Source organism: Paraburkholderia tuberum STM678 (assembly GCF_902833905.1).
Lineage (GTDB): Bacteria > Pseudomonadota > Gammaproteobacteria > Burkholderiales > Burkholderiaceae > Paraburkholderia > Paraburkholderia tuberum.
On the sequence record NZ_CADFGP010000039.1, the window covers coordinates 24,668 to 40,312 of the forward strand.

General features: G+C 65.6%; 14 protein-coding genes and 1 pseudogene. 7 read left to right on the forward strand and 8 right to left on the reverse strand.

Annotation, left to right across the window (positions count from 1 at the left end; all coding sequences use genetic code 11):
* Positions 1-135 precede the first annotated feature (135 nt).
* Together HWY30_RS28160 and pyrF are read left to right on the forward strand one after the other, a co-directional pair.
* Entirely contained in the window at positions 136-1,194 is a 1,059-nt protein-coding gene (locus HWY30_RS28160) for an aldose 1-epimerase (protein ID WP_090801877.1), read from the forward strand.
* A gap of 186 nt (positions 1,195-1,380) precedes the next feature.
* Entirely contained in the window at positions 1,381-2,196 is an 816-nt protein-coding gene (pyrF, locus tag HWY30_RS28165) for an orotidine-5'-phosphate decarboxylase (protein WP_090801876.1), read from the forward strand.
* Positions 2,197-2,284: 88 nt separating this feature from the next.
* Here pyrF and HWY30_RS28170 read toward each other — a convergent pair.
* From HWY30_RS28170 to thiL, 4 genes and pseudogenes are all read right to left on the reverse strand, one after another.
* A pseudogene (locus tag HWY30_RS28170) lies at positions 2,285-2,800 on the reverse strand (cupin domain-containing protein); the annotation flags it as partial.
* 32 nt (positions 2,801-2,832) lie between these two features.
* The gene (locus HWY30_RS28175; RefSeq protein WP_090801874.1) at positions 2,833-3,333 is read right to left on the reverse strand and encodes a CinA family protein; all 501 of its coding nucleotides are present in this window, start codon (positions 3,331-3,333) and stop codon (positions 2,833-2,835) included.
* 109 nt (positions 3,334-3,442) lie between these two features.
* Positions 3,443-4,018, reverse strand: coding sequence for a phosphatidylglycerophosphatase A family protein (locus HWY30_RS28180; RefSeq protein ID WP_090801872.1), 576 nt, complete (start codon positions 4,016-4,018; stop codon positions 3,443-3,445).
* Entirely contained in the window at positions 4,008-5,009 is a 1,002-nt protein-coding gene (thiL, locus tag HWY30_RS28185; protein WP_090801871.1) for a thiamine-phosphate kinase, read from the reverse strand. The genes HWY30_RS28180 and thiL overlap by 11 nt, the downstream gene beginning before the upstream one ends.
* Before the next feature lie 178 nt (positions 5,010-5,187).
* Between thiL and HWY30_RS28190 the strand changes: the two genes are divergently transcribed.
* The 3 genes from HWY30_RS28190 (at position 5,188) to HWY30_RS28200 (ending at position 8,938) form a co-directional block, all read left to right on the forward strand.
* On the forward strand, positions 5,188-7,527 hold the full coding sequence (locus HWY30_RS28190) for an NADP-dependent malic enzyme (RefSeq protein WP_090801869.1): 2,340 nt from the start codon (positions 5,188-5,190) through the stop codon (positions 7,525-7,527).
* A 420-nt stretch (positions 7,528-7,947) separates the two neighbouring features.
* Positions 7,948-8,361: a ribonuclease gene (locus HWY30_RS28195; RefSeq protein ID WP_090801868.1), complete on the forward strand. Its 414-nt coding sequence runs from the start codon at positions 7,948-7,950 to the stop codon at positions 8,359-8,361.
* 16 nt (positions 8,362-8,377) lie between these two features.
* Entirely contained in the window at positions 8,378-8,938 is a 561-nt protein-coding gene (locus tag HWY30_RS28200; protein ID WP_090805466.1) for a barstar family protein, read from the forward strand.
* Between the two features lie 129 nt (positions 8,939-9,067).
* Here HWY30_RS28200 and HWY30_RS28205 read toward each other — a convergent pair whose 3' ends face one another.
* The 3 genes from HWY30_RS28205 to speE form a co-directional block, all read right to left on the reverse strand.
* Positions 9,068-9,808 carry a 16S rRNA (uracil(1498)-N(3))-methyltransferase gene (locus HWY30_RS28205; protein WP_090801866.1) on the reverse strand — a complete coding sequence of 247 codons (741 nt, stop codon included), beginning with the start codon at positions 9,806-9,808 and terminating at the stop codon, positions 9,068-9,070.
* Positions 9,809-9,827: 19 nt separating this feature from the next.
* Positions 9,828-10,241, reverse strand: a complete 414-nt coding sequence (locus tag HWY30_RS28210) for a VOC family protein (RefSeq protein WP_090801864.1) — start codon at positions 10,239-10,241, stop codon at positions 9,828-9,830.
* 104 nt (positions 10,242-10,345) lie between these two features.
* Positions 10,346-11,248, reverse strand: a complete 903-nt coding sequence (speE, locus tag HWY30_RS28215; protein WP_090801863.1) for a polyamine aminopropyltransferase — start codon at positions 11,246-11,248, stop codon at positions 10,346-10,348.
* Positions 11,249-11,517: 269 nt separating this feature from the next.
* Here speE and tkt point away from each other — a divergent pair, with 269 nt between their 5' ends.
* Both tkt and gap read left to right on the forward strand, forming a co-directional pair.
* A complete protein-coding gene (gene tkt, locus HWY30_RS28220; protein ID WP_090801861.1) occupies positions 11,518-13,539 on the forward strand; it encodes a transketolase in 2,022 nt (673 codons plus the stop codon).
* Positions 13,540-13,651: 112 nt separating this feature from the next.
* Complete coding sequence (gap, locus tag HWY30_RS28225) at positions 13,652-14,662, forward strand: type I glyceraldehyde-3-phosphate dehydrogenase (RefSeq protein WP_008923882.1); 1,011 nt, start codon at positions 13,652-13,654, stop codon at positions 14,660-14,662.
* A 71-nt stretch (positions 14,663-14,733) separates the two neighbouring features.
* Here the strand turns inward: gap and HWY30_RS28230 are convergent, their stop codons facing one another.
* A complete protein-coding gene (locus tag HWY30_RS28230) occupies positions 14,734-15,420 on the reverse strand; it encodes a FadR/GntR family transcriptional regulator (RefSeq protein WP_090801859.1) in 687 nt (228 codons plus the stop codon).
* Positions 15,421-15,645: the final 225 nt, after the last annotated feature.

Here is a 15,645-nt window from a genome sequence, read left to right on the forward strand (position 1 = left end):
GCAATACGCCCGCGACCGGCCGGCAACGAATCGGCAGCATGCAGTTCGGACTCGAGGCGAATTGGTCATAAAAAATCGCCCGCCACTCCCGTCAACCCTGACGGCAACGTCCCACGCCTCTCGATGGAGCCAGATATGACTGTTGCGAATCTCGTTTCAACCTCATCCCCAACCTCTCAAACGCGACGCTCGCGACTCGCCGCGGCCGCCAATCCCGTGCTGGCGGGCCCGAGCACGTCGGCGGTGGCCCTCGGCGAAGGCAGCGCCGGCGATGTCGCGTGCATCACGCTCGCCAACTCGCAATTGCGTCTCGATGTCGCGCCGACGCTCGGCGGCGGTGTGACCCGCTTCGACTGGCGCGACGACGGCGCGTTGACGCCGATCTTCCGGCGCTGCAGTCACGTCGGTGGCGATACGCAACCGAACCAGCTGGCCTGCTATCCGCTCTTGCCGTACTCGAACCGCATCGGCGGCGGCCATTTCAGCGTGGCCGGGCGGCGCGTCGAGGTGCCGCGCAACCGCGCCGACGAGCCGCTGCCGATTCACGGCGACGGCTGGCTCGCGCAATGGCAGGTGCTCGACGCGGGCCGCGAGCACGTGCGTCTCGCGCTCGACCGCAGCGACGGCAAGCCGTACGCGTTCCGCGCGACACAAACCTATACGCTGGACGGCCCAACGCTGGTCGTCTCGCTCGACATCGAAAACGCTGGCCGCGAGACGCTGCCGTTCGGGCTCGGCGTGCATCCGTTCTTCGTGCGCGACGCGGACACCGAGCTGTCGGCGGCGGCCGGCGGCCTGTGGCTCTCGGGCGACGACTGGCTGCCGGTGCGCCACGTGCCGGCGCCCCCCGCGTGGCAGTTCGGCGTCGCGTATCCGCTGCCGGAGACGATCGTCAATCACGCGTTCACCGGCTGGAGCGGGCAGGCGGCAGTGGTGTGGCCGAAGCGCCGTCTGTCGCTGAACATCGCCGCCGACACCGACTATTACGTGCTGTACACGCCGCCCGGCGAAGACTTCTTCTGCTTCGAACCGGTCGATCATCCGATCAATGCAATGAACCTGGCGGGCGGCGCGAGCGAAAACGGCATGACGCTGCTCAAGCGCGGCGAGCGGTTGACGCGCACGTTCCGCTTCACGGTCGAGCGGACTGGACTGCGCTCGATGCCGGGCGGGCGTGGCGCGCGGCGCAGGTAGTAGTCGCAGCCGTAGCCGCAGTCGTAGCCGCCGGGCCGCCGGCCGGACGAACGTCCGAACGGGCGGCCTGGCGCTGCTATCGCCTATGAGGCGCGGGCCGCGCGGTGACCGCCATCGACGGACGGCGTTCGTGGGACAGGTAAAATACGCGCCTCCTCCGATTACCGGCTCGCCGCGAGACTCACCATGTCCAATTTCATCCAGACACTCAACGACGCCTGGCAGCGCACGAACTCGCTGCTGTGCGTTGGCCTCGATCCCGAGCCCAGCAAATTCCCGGGTGCGCTCGCGGACCGCGCCGACGCGATCTTCGAGTTCTGCCGCACGATCGTCGATGCAACCGCGCCGTACGCGTCGTCGTTCAAGCCGCAGATCGCCTACTTCGCCGCGCATCGCGCAGAAGAGCAGCTCGAGCAGCTGATCGCCCACATTCACGCGAACCATCCGGGCCTGCCGGTGATTCTCGACGCCAAGCGCGGCGATATCGGCAGCACGGCCGAGCAATACGCACGCGAGGCCTTCGAGCGCTACCAGGCCGACGCGGTGACGGTCAATCCGTACATGGGTTTCGATTCCATCGAGCCGTATCTCGAGCACGCAGGCAAGGGCGTGATCGTGCTGTGTCGCACGTCGAACGCGGGTGGCTCGGATCTGCAGTTTCTCGAGACAAGCGGTCGGCCGTTGTATCAGGTCGTCGCGCAACTGGCCGCGCAGAAGTGGAATGCGAGCGGCCAGCTTGGGCTCGTGGTCGGCGCGACGTTTCCGAAGGAAATCGAAGTGGTGCGGGGGATCGTCGGCGACATGCCGCTGCTGATTCCGGGTATCGGCGCGCAAGGCGGCGACGTGCAGGCCACCGTGAGCGCCGGACGCACCGCGAACGGCACCGGCATGCTGATCAACTCTTCGCGCGCGATCATCTACGCGGGCAGGGGCGACGATTTCGCGCAAGCGGCCGCGCAGGCCGCGAAGGACACCCGCGACCGGATCAACGCGTTTCGTTGAACCGGCGGGCGATCCCGCGGCGGGCGATCCCGCGGCGGGCGATCCCGCGGCGGGCGATCCCGCGACGGCCGGCGCGGCGCGTCAGCGCGAGCCGCCCGATCAACCCTGCATGCCGCGGATGCCGCGCCTTCAGCGCGTCCACCTCCGCGAGTTCGAACTCGCTGAATTCGAAACCCGGCGCGACCGTGCAGCCGACCAGCGCGAACGATGCCGGATCGGCGCACTCGGCCGCGAACCACAAGCCGGCCGGCACGACGGCCTGACAGACCGTATCGGGATGCGTGAGCGGATTGCCGAGCCGGTGCGTGACGAGCGCACCGCCGGCATCGCTTTCATCGAGCACGTGGACCAGCAGCGGCTCGCCGGCATAGAAATGCCAGACCTCATCGGAACGGATCCGATGCCACGCCGAATGCGCGCCGTCGCACAGCAAGTAATGGATCGCAGTCGACGCCGCACGGGCGTTCCCAACCTCGCTCGGCTCGCCGGCGCGCAGCACACGCGCGGCCGAGCGGTAGGTCTCCGCAAAAAAGCCGCCTTCAGGATGGGGCTTCAGATCGAAGCGGCGGATCAGTTCGTCTGCGATCGCGCGCGAATCCGGCATTGTCCGCCTCCTCAGTGATAGTTAGCCGCCGCTCAATGCTCGCGTTCGTCGAGTAGCGCCAGCAGGCCGCGCAGCGCGTGCGCCGCGGCCTGCACGCGGATCTGGTCGCGGTCGCCCTTGAAAATCTTCGTTTCCACCGACGTGTGCAGCCGGTTGCTCCAACCGAACGACACCATGCCGACCGGCTTGGTTTCCGTGCCGCCGCCGGGGCCGGCGACGCCGGTGATCGACAGCGACACCTGCGCTCGGCTGTTGCGCAGCGCGCCTTCGGCCATCGCTCGTGCGACCGGCTCGCTGACCGCGCCGTGCTTTTCGATCAGGTCGGCCGGCACGCCGATCATTTCGCTTTTCGCCTGGTTCGAATACGTGACGAAGCCGCGTTCGAACCAGCCGCTGCTGCCGGAGATGTCGGTGATCGCGGTCGCGACCATGCCGCCCGTGCAGGACTCGGCGGTCACGAGCATCAGGCGCTCGTCGCGCAGACGGTTGCTCACGCGGATCGCAAGCTGGTGAACGACGGAATCGGTAGGCATGGCGTCAGTCAATCCGGAAAACGAAGCCGGCCGGGCGGCGCGGCGAACGGCAGGGGCCGGGCGGCGACCAAAACAGTCGAACGGTACTCGAACGGTGAACAGGCAGCGCTCAAACCGACATCCGCCACAGCGCAATCACCAGCAACGTAAAAAATGCGGCGATCAGGTCATCGAACATGATGCCAAAGCCACCTTTCAGCCGGCGGTCGAAGTAGCCGATCGGCGGCGGCTTCACCATGTCGAAGAAGCGGAAGATCAGGAACGCCCACACCTGGCCGGCGAGCGTGGCAGGCGTGACCATCAGCAGCACGAGCCAGATCGCGACGATTTCGTCCCACACGACCGCCGACGGATCCTCGACGCCGAGCCGCTTCGCGGTAAAGCCGCACAACGCGATGCCGCCGAGAAAGCCGACGCCGATCAGTACGCCCCATTCGATAACTGTCAGATAACGACTCAGCACCGCGAACGAGGCCCACCCGAGCAGCGTGCCGATCGTGCCCGGTGCGACGGGCGACAGCCCGCTGCCGAAGCCGAGCGACAGAAGGTGGACTGGATGCGACAGCATGAAGCGCGCGGTCGCGCGGCGCGGCTGAGGAGGCTTCGGCTCGCGCGGTCCAGGCGCCTGGGGCGGCTCGCCGCCGAGGAAGTCGTCGGCGGGGCCGAGCGGGGGGTCATTCTGCATGAAAGTGATCGAAACCTTGCAAGGTCAGAGTGAGCGGCGCGCCGCTGGCGTTGCGCCACGCGATGGCCGGGCGGTCGGTGGCCGCCTCCAATGCGCTTATTGTACCGATGCGGGTGACCGGCACGGCGGCCTTCTGCGCGGCGGCCTCGACCGCGGCGCGCGCGGCGGCGGGCGCGGTGAAGCACAGCTCGTAGTCGTCGCCGCCGGCGAGCGTGCAGCGCTGCTGGACGTCGGGCGGCAGGCGGCGTAGCGCGGCCGAGCGCGGCACCGCATCGACGTCGACGCTCGCGCCCACCGACGAGCGTTCGAGGATGTGCCGCAGATCGCCGGCGAGTCCGTCCGACAGGTCGAGCGCCGCGTGTGCGATGCCGCGCAGCGCGAGGCCGAGCGCGATGCGCGGCTCGGGGCGTTCGAGCGCCCGGCGGAACGTCGCGGCGTCATTCGCGGTGGCGGACCATTCGCCGCGCTGCGCGCCGAGGCCGGCGCGCGCGTCGCCGAGAGTGCCGGAGATCCAGATGTCGTCGCCGGGTTGCGCGGCATCGCGGCGCAAGGCTGTTCGCGGCGGCACGCTGCCGAATACCGTAATGCACAGATTGAGCGGCCCGCCCGTCGTATCGCCGCCGATCAGCTCGCAACCGTAGCGCTCGGCGAGCACGAACAGGCCTTCGCTGAAACCGGAAAGCCAGGCTTCGTCGGCTTTCGGCAGCGACAACGCCAGCGTGAACGCCCGCGGCTGCGCGCCCATTGCGGCGAGGTCAGACAGATTGACGGCAAGCGCCTTGTGACCGAGCGCTTCGGGATCGATATCGGCGAAGAAATGACGGCCTTCGACCAGCATGTCCGTCGATATCGCCAGCATTTCGCCGGCAGGCGGCGCCAGCAACGCGCAATCGTCGCCGATGCCGAGCGTGCCGCCTTCGGCATTGGCGGGCCGCCCGGCGGCGGCGCGGCGGGCAAAGAAACGATCGATCAGCGAAAACTCGGAAAGCATGATGGCAGACGGTGAGCGGAGAATGATTGGAGAAATGGCGCGGATCAAGGCGATTGAGCATGATGCCCCGTCGCAAGCGCCGGACCATCCGGACAACGGGCAACGCGCGCTTTCACGCTGTTTCAGTCGCGGCTGTTGTACCCGTATTGAAGGAATTGCGTAGGCAATTGGGGCTACAATGCCGTCGAACGTCTATTCTAATCTGCCCTCCGAAGCCCGCCTTATGTCGAATCCCGTCAATACCAAACTCCGCGAAGCAGCTCTCGATTACCACGAGTTCCCGACTCCCGGCAAAATCGCGATCGCCCCGACCAAGCAGATGATCAACCAGCGCGACCTCGCGCTGGCGTATTCGCCTGGCGTCGCGTTCGCGTGCGAGGAAATCGTCGAGAGCCCGCTGAACGCCGCGCGCTTCACCGCGCGCAGCAACCTCGTCGGCGTCGTCACGAACGGGACCGCGGTGCTGGGCCTCGGCAACATCGGGCCGCTCGCGTCGAAGCCGGTCATGGAAGGCAAGGCCGTCCTGTTCAAGAAGTTCGCCGGCATCGACGTGTTCGATATCGAGATCAACGAGAACGATCCGCACAAGCTGGTCGAGGTGATCGCCGCGCTCGAACCGACCTTCGGCGGCATCAACCTCGAAGACATCAAGGCGCCGGACTGCTTCATCGTCGAACGCGAATGCCGCAAGCGCATGAAGATTCCGGTCTTCCACGACGACCAGCACGGCACCGCGATCGTCGTCGCGGCGGCGGTCACCAACGGCCTGAAGGTCGTCGGCAAGGACATCAAGGAAGTCAAGCTGGTCGCGTCGGGCGCGGGCGCGGCGGCGCTCGCGTGTCTGGACCTGCTGGTCGACATCGGCCTGCCGCTCGAAAACATCACCGTGACCGACCTCGCGGGCGTCGTGTACAAGGGCCGCACCGAACTGATGGACCCGGACAAGGAGCGTTTCGCGCGTGAAACCGACGCGCGCTCGCTTGCCGAGGTGATCGAAGGCGCGGACGTGTTCCTCGGGTTGTCGGCCGGCGGCGTGCTCAAGCAGGACATGGTCAAGCAGATGGCCGCCAGGCCGCTGATCCTCGCGCTTGCGAACCCGACGCCGGAAATCCTGCCGGAACTCGCGCTCGAAGTGCGTCCGGACGCGGTGCTGTGCACGGGCCGCACCGACTACCCGAACCAGGTCAACAACGTGCTCGTGTTCCCGTTTCTGTTCCGCGGCGCGCTCGACGCCGGCGCGACGACGGTCACGCGCGAAATGGAAATCGCCGCCGTCAACGCGATCGCCGAGCTGGCGCGCCAGGAGCAGAGCGACATCGTCGCGACCGCGTACGGCATCCAGGACCTATCGTTCGGACCGGAATACCTGATTCCGAAACCCTTCGATCCGCGTCTGATCGTGAAGGTCGCGCCCGCGGTGGCTAAGGCCGCGATGGAATGCGGCGTCGCCGAGCGTCCAATCGAGGACATGGACGCGTACGCGCAGCATCTGCAGCAGTTCGTTTATCACAGCGGCACGACGATGAAGCCGATCTTCCAGCTCGCGCGCAGCATCGAGCCGGAGAAGAAGCGCATCGTGTTCGCGGAAGGCGAAGAAGAGCGCGTGCTGCGCGCGATGCAGATCATCGTCGACGAAAAGCTCGCAAAGCCGATCCTGATCGGCCGGCCGGCCGTGATCGAGCAGCGCATCGCGCGTTATGGCCTGCGGCTCGTCGCGGGGCAGGACTACACGGTCGTCAACACCGATCATGACGAACGTTACCGCGAGTTCTGGCAGGAATACGCGAAGATGATGTCGCGCAAGGGCATCACCACGCAGATGGCCAAGCTCGAGATGCGCCGCCGCACCACGCTGATTGGCTCGATGATGGTCAACAAGGGCGAAGCGGACGGCATGATCTGCGGTACGGTCAGCACCACGCACCGCCACCTGCACTTCATCGATCAGGTGATCGGCAAGAAGCCCGGCGCGAAAGTCTATGCGGCGATGAACGCGCTGGTGCTGCCGAATCGGCAGATTTTCCTCGTCGATACACACGTGAACGTCGATCCGACACCGGCCGAGCTGGCTGAGATCACGATCATGGCAGCCGAGGAAGTGCGCCGTTTCGGCATCGAGCCGAAGGTTGCACTCGTGTCGCACTCGAACTTCGGTTCGAGCAATGCGCCGACGGCGCAGAAGATGCGCGATACGCTCGAGATCCTGCGCGAACGCGTGCCGGAGCTGCAAGTTGACGGCGAAATGCACGGCGACGTCGCGCTCGACGCCAACCTGCGCCGTGAGGTATTGCCCGATTCGACGCTCGAAGGCGACGCGAACCTGCTGGTGCTGCCGAACATCGACGCGGCCAATATCTCGTACAACCTGCTGAAGACGGCGGCCGGCAACAACATTGCGATTGGCCCAATTCTGCTCGGCGCGGCCAAGCCGGTGCACGTGCTGACGCCGTCGGCGACGGTGCGCCGGATCGTCAACATGACGGCGCTGCTGGTCGCGGACGTCAGCGCAACCCGCTAACTGCGCATCGTGATCGGGCCGCGACGGGCCCGGCGCCGGTTTTCCAACCGGTGTACCTGAAAAAAAAGGCGTGCCCGCAATGGGCACGCCCTCAGGGCAAGCAGGGGATCGCCACCCCGAAAAATGGCAATGACACGGCCTTTCGGCTCAGTGGTTACAGGCTCTAACAACCGCAATCGAGCGCTTCGGCCAGCGGCCGCTTGCACCGCCCGCACTGCATTCGATCACGGTTGAGCTCAGTTTAGCCTGATTGAGCTAAACATTTTGTCAAAAGTCGTCAAAGTCCGCGCCACCGGCTTTTCCGCGGGGTGAGGCGGGGTGCCATCGGCCGTCGAACGTTGATTCCAAAGGCTATTAGCGATACCCTTACGACTTTCATGGTCGTCAAACTCGTGATCTGACAGCGGGGAAACCTGATACATGGCACGCAACTGGTTGCGCATGAAAGGCGTGCTGATCGGTGCCGCCGCACTCTGCGCGTTGTCCAGTTCCGCGCCCGAAGCGCTGGCGCGAGATTACTCGGCGCCAACTGGGGTGGAAGCGCAGGTGGGCACCATCGCGCTGGCGCAATTGCCGCGCGAGGCGGTCGATACGTTGAACCTCATTGCCGCCGGCGGGCCTTACCCGTATCAGAAGGACGGCATCGTATTCGGCAACTACGAACGGGTGCTGCCCGCCCACCGGCGCGGCTATTACCACGAATACACCGTCCCCACGCCTCACGCGCGTAATCGCGGGGCGCGCCGCATCGTCTGCGGAGGTCCGCTACAGCGGACCGACAATTGTTATTACTCGGACGACCATTACACCAGTTTTAACCATATTGTTGAATGACATTGGGATGAACGGCATGAGCGACAACATCTACGCGCACGATTCCGGAGTCGCGACGGATCTTTTCGCGGCCGGCGACGGCAATTTGTTCCAACGCGTCATGAAGATGCGCGCCGACCAGCAGGGACGCGACAATCAAAGCGAGGCTGCCACGGTGGTTTCATCGAACGAGGAGCCCATGAGCCTTTTCAGGACGGTGCGGCCGAACATCGTGCAGTCGATCCGCGCGTTCCGCGTGCAGGATCTCGCCGACGAGGCCAACCTGCTCGGCCAGCACTTTCTGTATGCGTACTGCGCGAACGCCGCCTCGAAGCAGGAAGTGCTCGAGACGATCGCGACGTCGTTCCTGTTTCCCAAGCATTTCGGCAAGAACTACGACGCGCTCTACGACTGCCTGACCGACCTCGTGCACAAGGCCGGCGCGCAGCCCGGCTTCGTGATCGTGCTCGAACACCTGCCGATCGCGCAGAAATTCGACAAGGAAGGGCGCGAGACGCTGCTCGACGTGTTCCGTGAAGCGGCCGAATTCTGGGCCGAGCGCAAGGTCGCGTTCCGGGTGTTCTACTCGTTCGCTTGAAGTTCGCCGGATTTTCGCCTGTTCAGGCGTAGCTGCTTGAGTCTGACAGTCAACGTCGCGGTATAAACGGCAAAGGCCCGCTAATTGGCGGGCCTTTGCTTTTGTCGCGCTGCTTGGGCAAGCTCCCGCTCACCAGCCGCCCCAGCGCGCCGCGAGCCCCGCCAACACTGCGATTCCGGCGGTCTCTGTGCGCAGCACACGCGGTCCCAAGCCAATCGCGGTAAAGCCCTGTTCGCCGGCGGCGGCTTCCTCGTCGGCGCAAAGGCCGCCTTCGGGGCCGATCAGCAGCGTCACGCCGCCAGGCGGCGGCGCGTCAGGCAGCGCCGCAAAGCCGATGCTTGCGCGCGGCGATAACAGCAGGCGCAGCTCGTCAGGCGCCGGCTCGCGCGACAGCGTATCGAGCCACGCGCCAATCTCGCACACCGGCATCACGTCCGGAACCCGATTACGTCCGCACTGCTCGCACGACGCCCGCACCACGCCCTGCCAGTGCTGCTGCCGCCGCTGCGCGCGCTCGCCGGTAAGCCGCACGACGCTGCGCGCGGTCGCGAGCGGCACGAAGCCCGAGGCGCCGAGTTCGACCGCCTTCTCGATCAGCCAGTCCATCTTGTCGCCGCCGGCGATGCCTTGGGCGAGCGTCAGCCGATACGGCGGCTCGACCTCGATCGCGCGAAATTCGCCGATTTTCACGCGAGCCGCACGACGCTCGACCTCGACGAGTTCGGCGCCGTATTCGCCGCCCTGGCCGTTGAACAACGCCAGGGAATCGCCTGGCTGCAGACGCAGCACGGCCACGTGGCGCACGACGTCGTCGGGCAGTGCGATCACGTCGTCGGCGTAAAGCGGGATATCAACAAAAAAACGGGGCATCGACGGGAGACTCTTGAATTCAGGACAGGTGGCGGGCGAGTGCCCAGCGATAGCCGTCGATATCCTCGACCTGCGCGAAGCGGTCGCCCCAGAACTGGTCCTGTGGCTCGCTCAGCGACTTCGCGCCGGCCGCGAGCGCGCGAGCATACACGGCGTCGACGTCCTCGACATAGACATAGAACGATTGCGGCGCGATCGTGCCCGCGCTTTTCGGCGTCTTCGCGGTCGAGCCGAACGCGCCTTCAGGCGCGAACATCACGATCAGCTGGCCTTGATAGGTCATCTCGACGTGCATGACGACGCCGTCGTCCTGCACGCTGTCGCGCACGTCGAAACCGAACGCCGCCGAGAAGAATGCCGTCGACGCGCGCGCGTCGCGCACCGTCAGATAGGGGGTGAGCCAAGGCACACCGGCGGGGTGGGGGGCGGTCATGGAGTTCTCCGGATCTCGTGAGGCGGCGAGGCCACGGTTGCGGGTTTCGGTCGGGCGCGGCACGCCGGCATCACACGAACCGATTCGCGCAAGGTGTCCGCGCTTCAAAAGGACGACTTCGTCAACGGGCTCAGTTTATCGCGCGCCGATCGCGCCGCCGAGAATAGCCCCGCGTGCAGGGCTGGTTCGTAATGACGCAGCGAATCGATGCCGCGCGCGGCGAGACGCTCGGTGAGCGTGTCGGCGGTGAGCGCGGCGGGGTCGAGCGTGTCGCTGGCGATCGCCATCAGCCATAGCGAGCCGTAGAGCGGCACGAAGGTGCCCAGCGTGCGCACCTGTGCGAACGCGGCGTGCAGATCGCCGAGCAGCGCGGCGATGCGCGGCGCGTGGTGGTACGGCGAGCCGAGATGGAGCGACAGCAACGCATCAGCACGCAGCACGCGCTTCAACTGCGCGTAGAAGGTCGGCGTGTACAGACCGGCCGCGGGCGAATCGGGTGGCGTCAGGTCGAATACGACGAGGTCGAACCGCGCGGCCGCGACGTTCGTTGCACCCTGCGTCGCGCGGGCCGCCGCCGCGACGTAATCCGCCGCATCGCCGATCACCAGCTCGACGCGCGGATCGTCGAACGCACCGCCATGCACCTGCGGCAAATGTCCGCGCGTGAGCCGCACGACCTCGGGATCGAGCTCCGCGACGACGATCCGCTCGATGCCCGGATGCCTGAGCAATTGCCTCGCGGCCCCGCCATCGCCGCCGCCGAGCACCAGCGCCGCGCGCGGCGCCGGATGCGCGAGCGCGGCCGGATGCACCATGCATTCGTGGTAGATGAACTCGTCGCCTGCGGACGTCATCGGACGGCCGTCGAGCGTGAACAGCGCGCCGAGCTGCGGCGTGTCCCAGATCTCGATCGCTTGATAACGGGATTCGACACGCTCGACGAGGCGCGCGTGAGGAAAGCCGTAGACGGCGTCGGGACAAGGCTGGAACAATAGCGGGGCGTTCACGGCGGACGGGCTCGATCGGTAGTGCGGACACACAGCTGCTCGAATTGTAAATGCCGCCGCCTGGCGGTGCGCGTTGAACCACGCGGCCAGGCGGCTTTCCGGCCGGATAGAGGGTAGCCTTCTGCTAGAATGTGACGCTTTCAGCCTTGTCCGCTTGCTCTGCCCGTTTCGCGTCTCCTGGCGCCGCATCGTGCGCCGTAGCGAAGTGACCGCCGAGCTTCCGGGCCTCAAGCGCGCCCCCGCTTTCTGACTCTGTCTCCGGACTCGACATGACGACCCCGTCTCCCGCACCCACCTCCCTGATGGCCAACGCGATCCGCGCGTTGGCCATGGACGCCGTTCAAAAGGCGAACTCCGGTCACCCCGGCATGCCGATGGGCATGGCCGAAATCGGCGTCGCCCTGTGGTCGCGTCATCTGCGCCATAACCCGAAGAACCCGCAATGGGCCGATCGCGACCGCTTCGTGCTGTCGAACGGTCACGGCTCGATGCTGCTGTACTCGCTGCTGCATCTGACCGGCTACGACCTGCCGATGGACGAGCTGAAGAACTTCCGCCAGCTCCATTCGAAGACGCCGGGTCACCCGGAATACGGCATCACGCCGGGCGTCGAGACGACCACCGGCCCGCTCGGCCAGGGTCTCGCGAACGCGGTAGGCATGGCGCTCGCCGAATCGCTGCTCGCCACCGAATTCAACAAGCCCGACGCCAGGATCGTCGATCACCACACGTACGTGTTCGTCGGCGACGGCTGCCTGATGGAAGGCATCTCGCACGAAGCCTGCTCGCTCGCGGGCGTGCTGAAGCTGAACAAGCTGATCGCGTTCTACGACGACAACGGCATTTCGATCGACGGCGAAGTGGTGCACTGGTTCCACGACGACACGCCGAAGCGCTTCGAAGCGTACGGCTGGAACGTGATCCCGAACGTAGTCGGCCATGACGTCGACGCGGTCGACGCGGCGATCAGGCAGGCGAAGCTGTCGGACAAGCCGACGCTGATCTGCTGCAAGACAGTGATCGGTGAAGGCGCGCCGACCAAGGCGGGCTCGCACGATTCGCACGGCGCGCCGCTCGGCGACAAGGAAATCGCGGCGACGCGCGAAGCGATCGGCTGGAAGTGGGAGCCGTTCGTGATTCCGCAGGAAGTCTACACGGCATGGGACGCGAAGGAAGCGGGCGCGCGCTTCGAAGCGGAATGGGACGAGGCGTTCGCTGCCTACGCGGCGAAGTACCCGCAGGAAGCGGCCGAATTCAAGCGCCGCAGCGCGAAGCAACTGCCGGCCGACTGGAAAGATAAGGCGAAAGCGATTATCGCCGGCGCGAACGAGCGCGCTGAGACCGTGGCGACGCGTAAGGCATCGCAGCAGGCCATCGAAGGTCTGTCGGTCGTGTTGCCCGAACTGCTCGGCGGTTCCGCCGACCTGACCGGCTCGAACCTCACCAACTGGAAGGCCGCCAAGCCGGTGCGCGTGAATGCCGAAGGCCGTGCCGCCGGCAACTACGTGAACTACGGCGTGCGCGAATTCGGCATGAGCGCGGCGATCAACGGCGTCGCGCTGCATGGCGGCTACAAGGCGTTCGGCGGCACGTTCCTGACGTTCTCCGACTACAGCCGCAACGCGCTGCGCGTCGCCGCGCTGATGAAGTCGCCGTCGATCTTCGTGTTCACGCACGACTCGATCGGTCTCGGCGAAGACGGCCCGACCCACCAGTCGATCGAACACGTCGCGAGCCTGCGCCTGATCCCGAATCTGCAAACGTGGCGCCCGGCCGACACGGTCGAAACCGCGGTGGCCTGGACCCATGCGATCGAGCATGAAGGTCCGTCGTGCCTGATCTTCAGTCGCCAGAACCTGCAGTTCAACGAGCGCACCGACGCGCAGATCGCCAATATCGAGAAGGGCGGCTACGTGCTGCGCGACTGGGATGAAGAGATCGTCGCGCGTAAGATCATCCTGATCGCGACGGGCTCGGAAGTCGAACTCGCGATGAAAGCCGTCGAGCCCCTCGCGCGCGAAGGCATCGCCGCCCGCGTCGTGTCGATTCCGTCGACGACCGTGTTCGACAAGCAGGACGCCGAGTACCGCGAACGCGTGCTGCCGCATGGCGTGCGTCGCGTCGCGATCGAAGCGGGCGTGTCGGATTTCTGGCGCAAGTACGTGGGTCTGGAAGGCGGCGTGGTCGGCATCGACACGTTCGGCGAATCGGCCCCGGCAGGCGTGCTGTTCAAGCATTTCGGTTTCACCGTCGAGCACGTGGTGGCGACGGTCAAGGCCGCGCTCGGCTGATGGTTGCGTCGCGTTGCCGTCGTGCCCCTCGTGGCTGCGCGCGGCAACGCACCGAACCGGAAGTCCGACCAGGCGAACATAAACGGATTTTTTAGCCATCAGGAGATAAATCATGACGATTCGCGTCGCAATCAACGGCTACGGCCGGATCGGCCGCAATACCCTGCGCGCCTTCTATGAAAACGGCAAGAAGCACGATATCGAAATCGTTGCCATCAACGATCTGGGCGATGCGAAGACCAACGCCCACCTGACGCAGTACGACACCGCGCACGGCAAGTTCCCGGGCGACGTGTCGGTGGACGGCGACTACCTCGTCGTGAACGGCGACAAGATCCGCGTGCTGGCGAACCGCAACCCGGCCGAACTGCCGTGGGGCGAGCTGGGCGTCGACGTCGTGATGGAGTGCACGGGCTTTTTCACGACCAAGGAAAAGGCGAGCGCGCACATCAAGGGCGGCGCGAAGAAGGTCATCATCTCGGCGCCGGGCGGTAAGGACGTCGACGCGACGATTGTCTACGGCGTGAACCACAACGTGCTGAAGGCGTCGGACACGGTCATCTCGAACGCATCGTGCACGACCAACTGCCTCGCGCCGCTGGTCAAGCCGTTGAACGACAAGATCGGCCTCGTGAACGGCCTGATGACGACGATCCACGCGTACACGAACGACCAGGTTCTGACCGACGTGTACCACGAAGACCTGCGCCGCGCGCGTTCGGCCACGCATAGCCAGATCCCGACCAAGACCGGCGCGGCATCGGCGGTCGGCCTCGTGCTGCCGGAACTGAACGGCAAGCTGGACGGCTACGCAATCCGCGTCCCGACGATCAACGTATCGGTCGTCGACCTGTCGTTCATCGCCGCGCGCGACACGACGGTCGAGGAAGTCAACGCGATCATGAAGGAAGCATCGGAAGGCGCGCTGAAGGGCGTCCTCGGTTACAACGACGCACCGCTCGTGTCGATCGACTACAACCACAACCCGGCTTCGTCGACGTTCGACTCGACGCTGACCAAGGTGTCGGGCCGACTCGTGAAAGTGTCGAGCTGGTACGACAACGAGTGGGGCTTCTCGAACCGCATGCTGGACACGGCTGTGGCGCTCGCGAACGCGAAGTAAGTTTCGGGTTTCACGCTGCATGAAAAAGCCGCTCTTCGGAGCGGTTTTTTTTCGTCTGCGATTTTTGCCGTCTACGGCGTGGGGAAATAGACGCCGGCGCGCTGTGCGGCGTTCGCGATGTGCGTCTCGATCGCCTTGCCCGCGGCGAGCGAATCGCGGGCCTTCAACGCGTCGAGAATCGCGCGATGTTCGGTGTACGTGGACAGCACCCGCTCGCGCCGGTAGAACGGCATGCGCTGGCTTTCCTGCATGATCTCGGCGCTGCTGCGCAGGATCGACTCGATCGCCGCATTGCCCGCGATGCTGACGATGCGCATATGGAACGCGTAGTCGAGCCGAGCTGCTTCGTCGAGTTCCTCGCAGGCGAGCGCGCTTTGCATCGCGGTGATGTTTTCCTCGAGCCATGCGAGGTCGTCGTTGGTGACCGCGAGCACCGCCATACGCGCGACGAAGCCTTCGAGCGCGTAGCGCATCTGATACGTGTCGGGCAGCGACGACTGCTCGGCGAAGCGCCACGCCTGCGCGTTTTTCGCCTGCGCGCTTTCCACGTAGACGCCTTTGCCAGGGCGGATCACCAGCAGACCAAGCGCTTCCAGCGTGGAAAGCGCTTCGCGCAGTGACGCGCGGCTGATCGACAGTTCATCGGATAGCTGGCGCTGCGCCGGCAGCAGACTGCCCACCGGATAGACGCCCCCCTCGATACGCTCGCGGATGGTCGCGATGGCCGCGTCGGTGACGGTGTGCGGGACGTTTTTCATGAGGGATCGCTCGGTAGCGTGGTCTGACCGCAATTCTAATACTTGCGCGCGCGAAGGCGCGCCGCGCGTCGTCTGAAATCCCGAAATCCGAGCCGAAATCGCCGAAAACACAACGGGTAAACACTGCTCGATGAGTCCTTGACGCGAGTATATCGGCTTTCTACTATTCGCCATAACAGCACTGGTCGGACCAGTCTGAACAGAAGTGACCGAGATAACCATCCG

What these genes read in the sequence shown, in the direction of transcription:
- HWY30_RS28160 (WP_090801877.1), top strand. Translation starts at nt 136, where the DNA reads ATGACTGTTGCGAATCTCGTTTCAACCTCATCCCCAACCTCTCAAACG.
- pyrF (WP_090801876.1), top strand. Translation starts at nt 1,381, where the DNA reads ATGTCCAATTTCATCCAGACACTCAACGACGCCTGGCAGCGCACGAAC.
- HWY30_RS28175 (WP_090801874.1), bottom strand. Translation starts at nt 3,333, where the DNA reads ATGCCTACCGATTCCGTCGTTCACCAGCTTGCGATCCGCGTGAGCAAC.
- HWY30_RS28180 (WP_090801872.1), bottom strand. Translation starts at nt 4,018, where the DNA reads ATGCAGAATGACCCCCCGCTCGGCCCCGCCGACGACTTCCTCGGCGGC.
- thiL (WP_090801871.1), bottom strand. Translation starts at nt 5,009, where the DNA reads ATGCTTTCCGAGTTTTCGCTGATCGATCGTTTCTTTGCCCGCCGCGCC.
- HWY30_RS28190 (WP_090801869.1), top strand. Translation starts at nt 5,188, where the DNA reads ATGCCGTCGAACGTCTATTCTAATCTGCCCTCCGAAGCCCGCCTTATG.
- HWY30_RS28195 (WP_090801868.1), top strand. Translation starts at nt 7,948, where the DNA reads ATGGCACGCAACTGGTTGCGCATGAAAGGCGTGCTGATCGGTGCCGCC.
- HWY30_RS28200 (WP_090805466.1), top strand. Translation starts at nt 8,378, where the DNA reads ATGAGCGACAACATCTACGCGCACGATTCCGGAGTCGCGACGGATCTT.
- HWY30_RS28205 (WP_090801866.1), bottom strand. Translation starts at nt 9,808, where the DNA reads ATGCCCCGTTTTTTTGTTGATATCCCGCTTTACGCCGACGACGTGATC.
- HWY30_RS28210 (WP_090801864.1), bottom strand. Translation starts at nt 10,241, where the DNA reads ATGACCGCCCCCCACCCCGCCGGTGTGCCTTGGCTCACCCCCTATCTG.
- tkt (WP_090801861.1), top strand. Translation starts at nt 11,518, where the DNA reads ATGACGACCCCGTCTCCCGCACCCACCTCCCTGATGGCCAACGCGATC.
- gap (WP_008923882.1), top strand. Translation starts at nt 13,652, where the DNA reads ATGACGATTCGCGTCGCAATCAACGGCTACGGCCGGATCGGCCGCAAT.
- HWY30_RS28230 (WP_090801859.1), bottom strand. Translation starts at nt 15,420, where the DNA reads ATGAAAAACGTCCCGCACACCGTCACCGACGCGGCCATCGCGACCATC.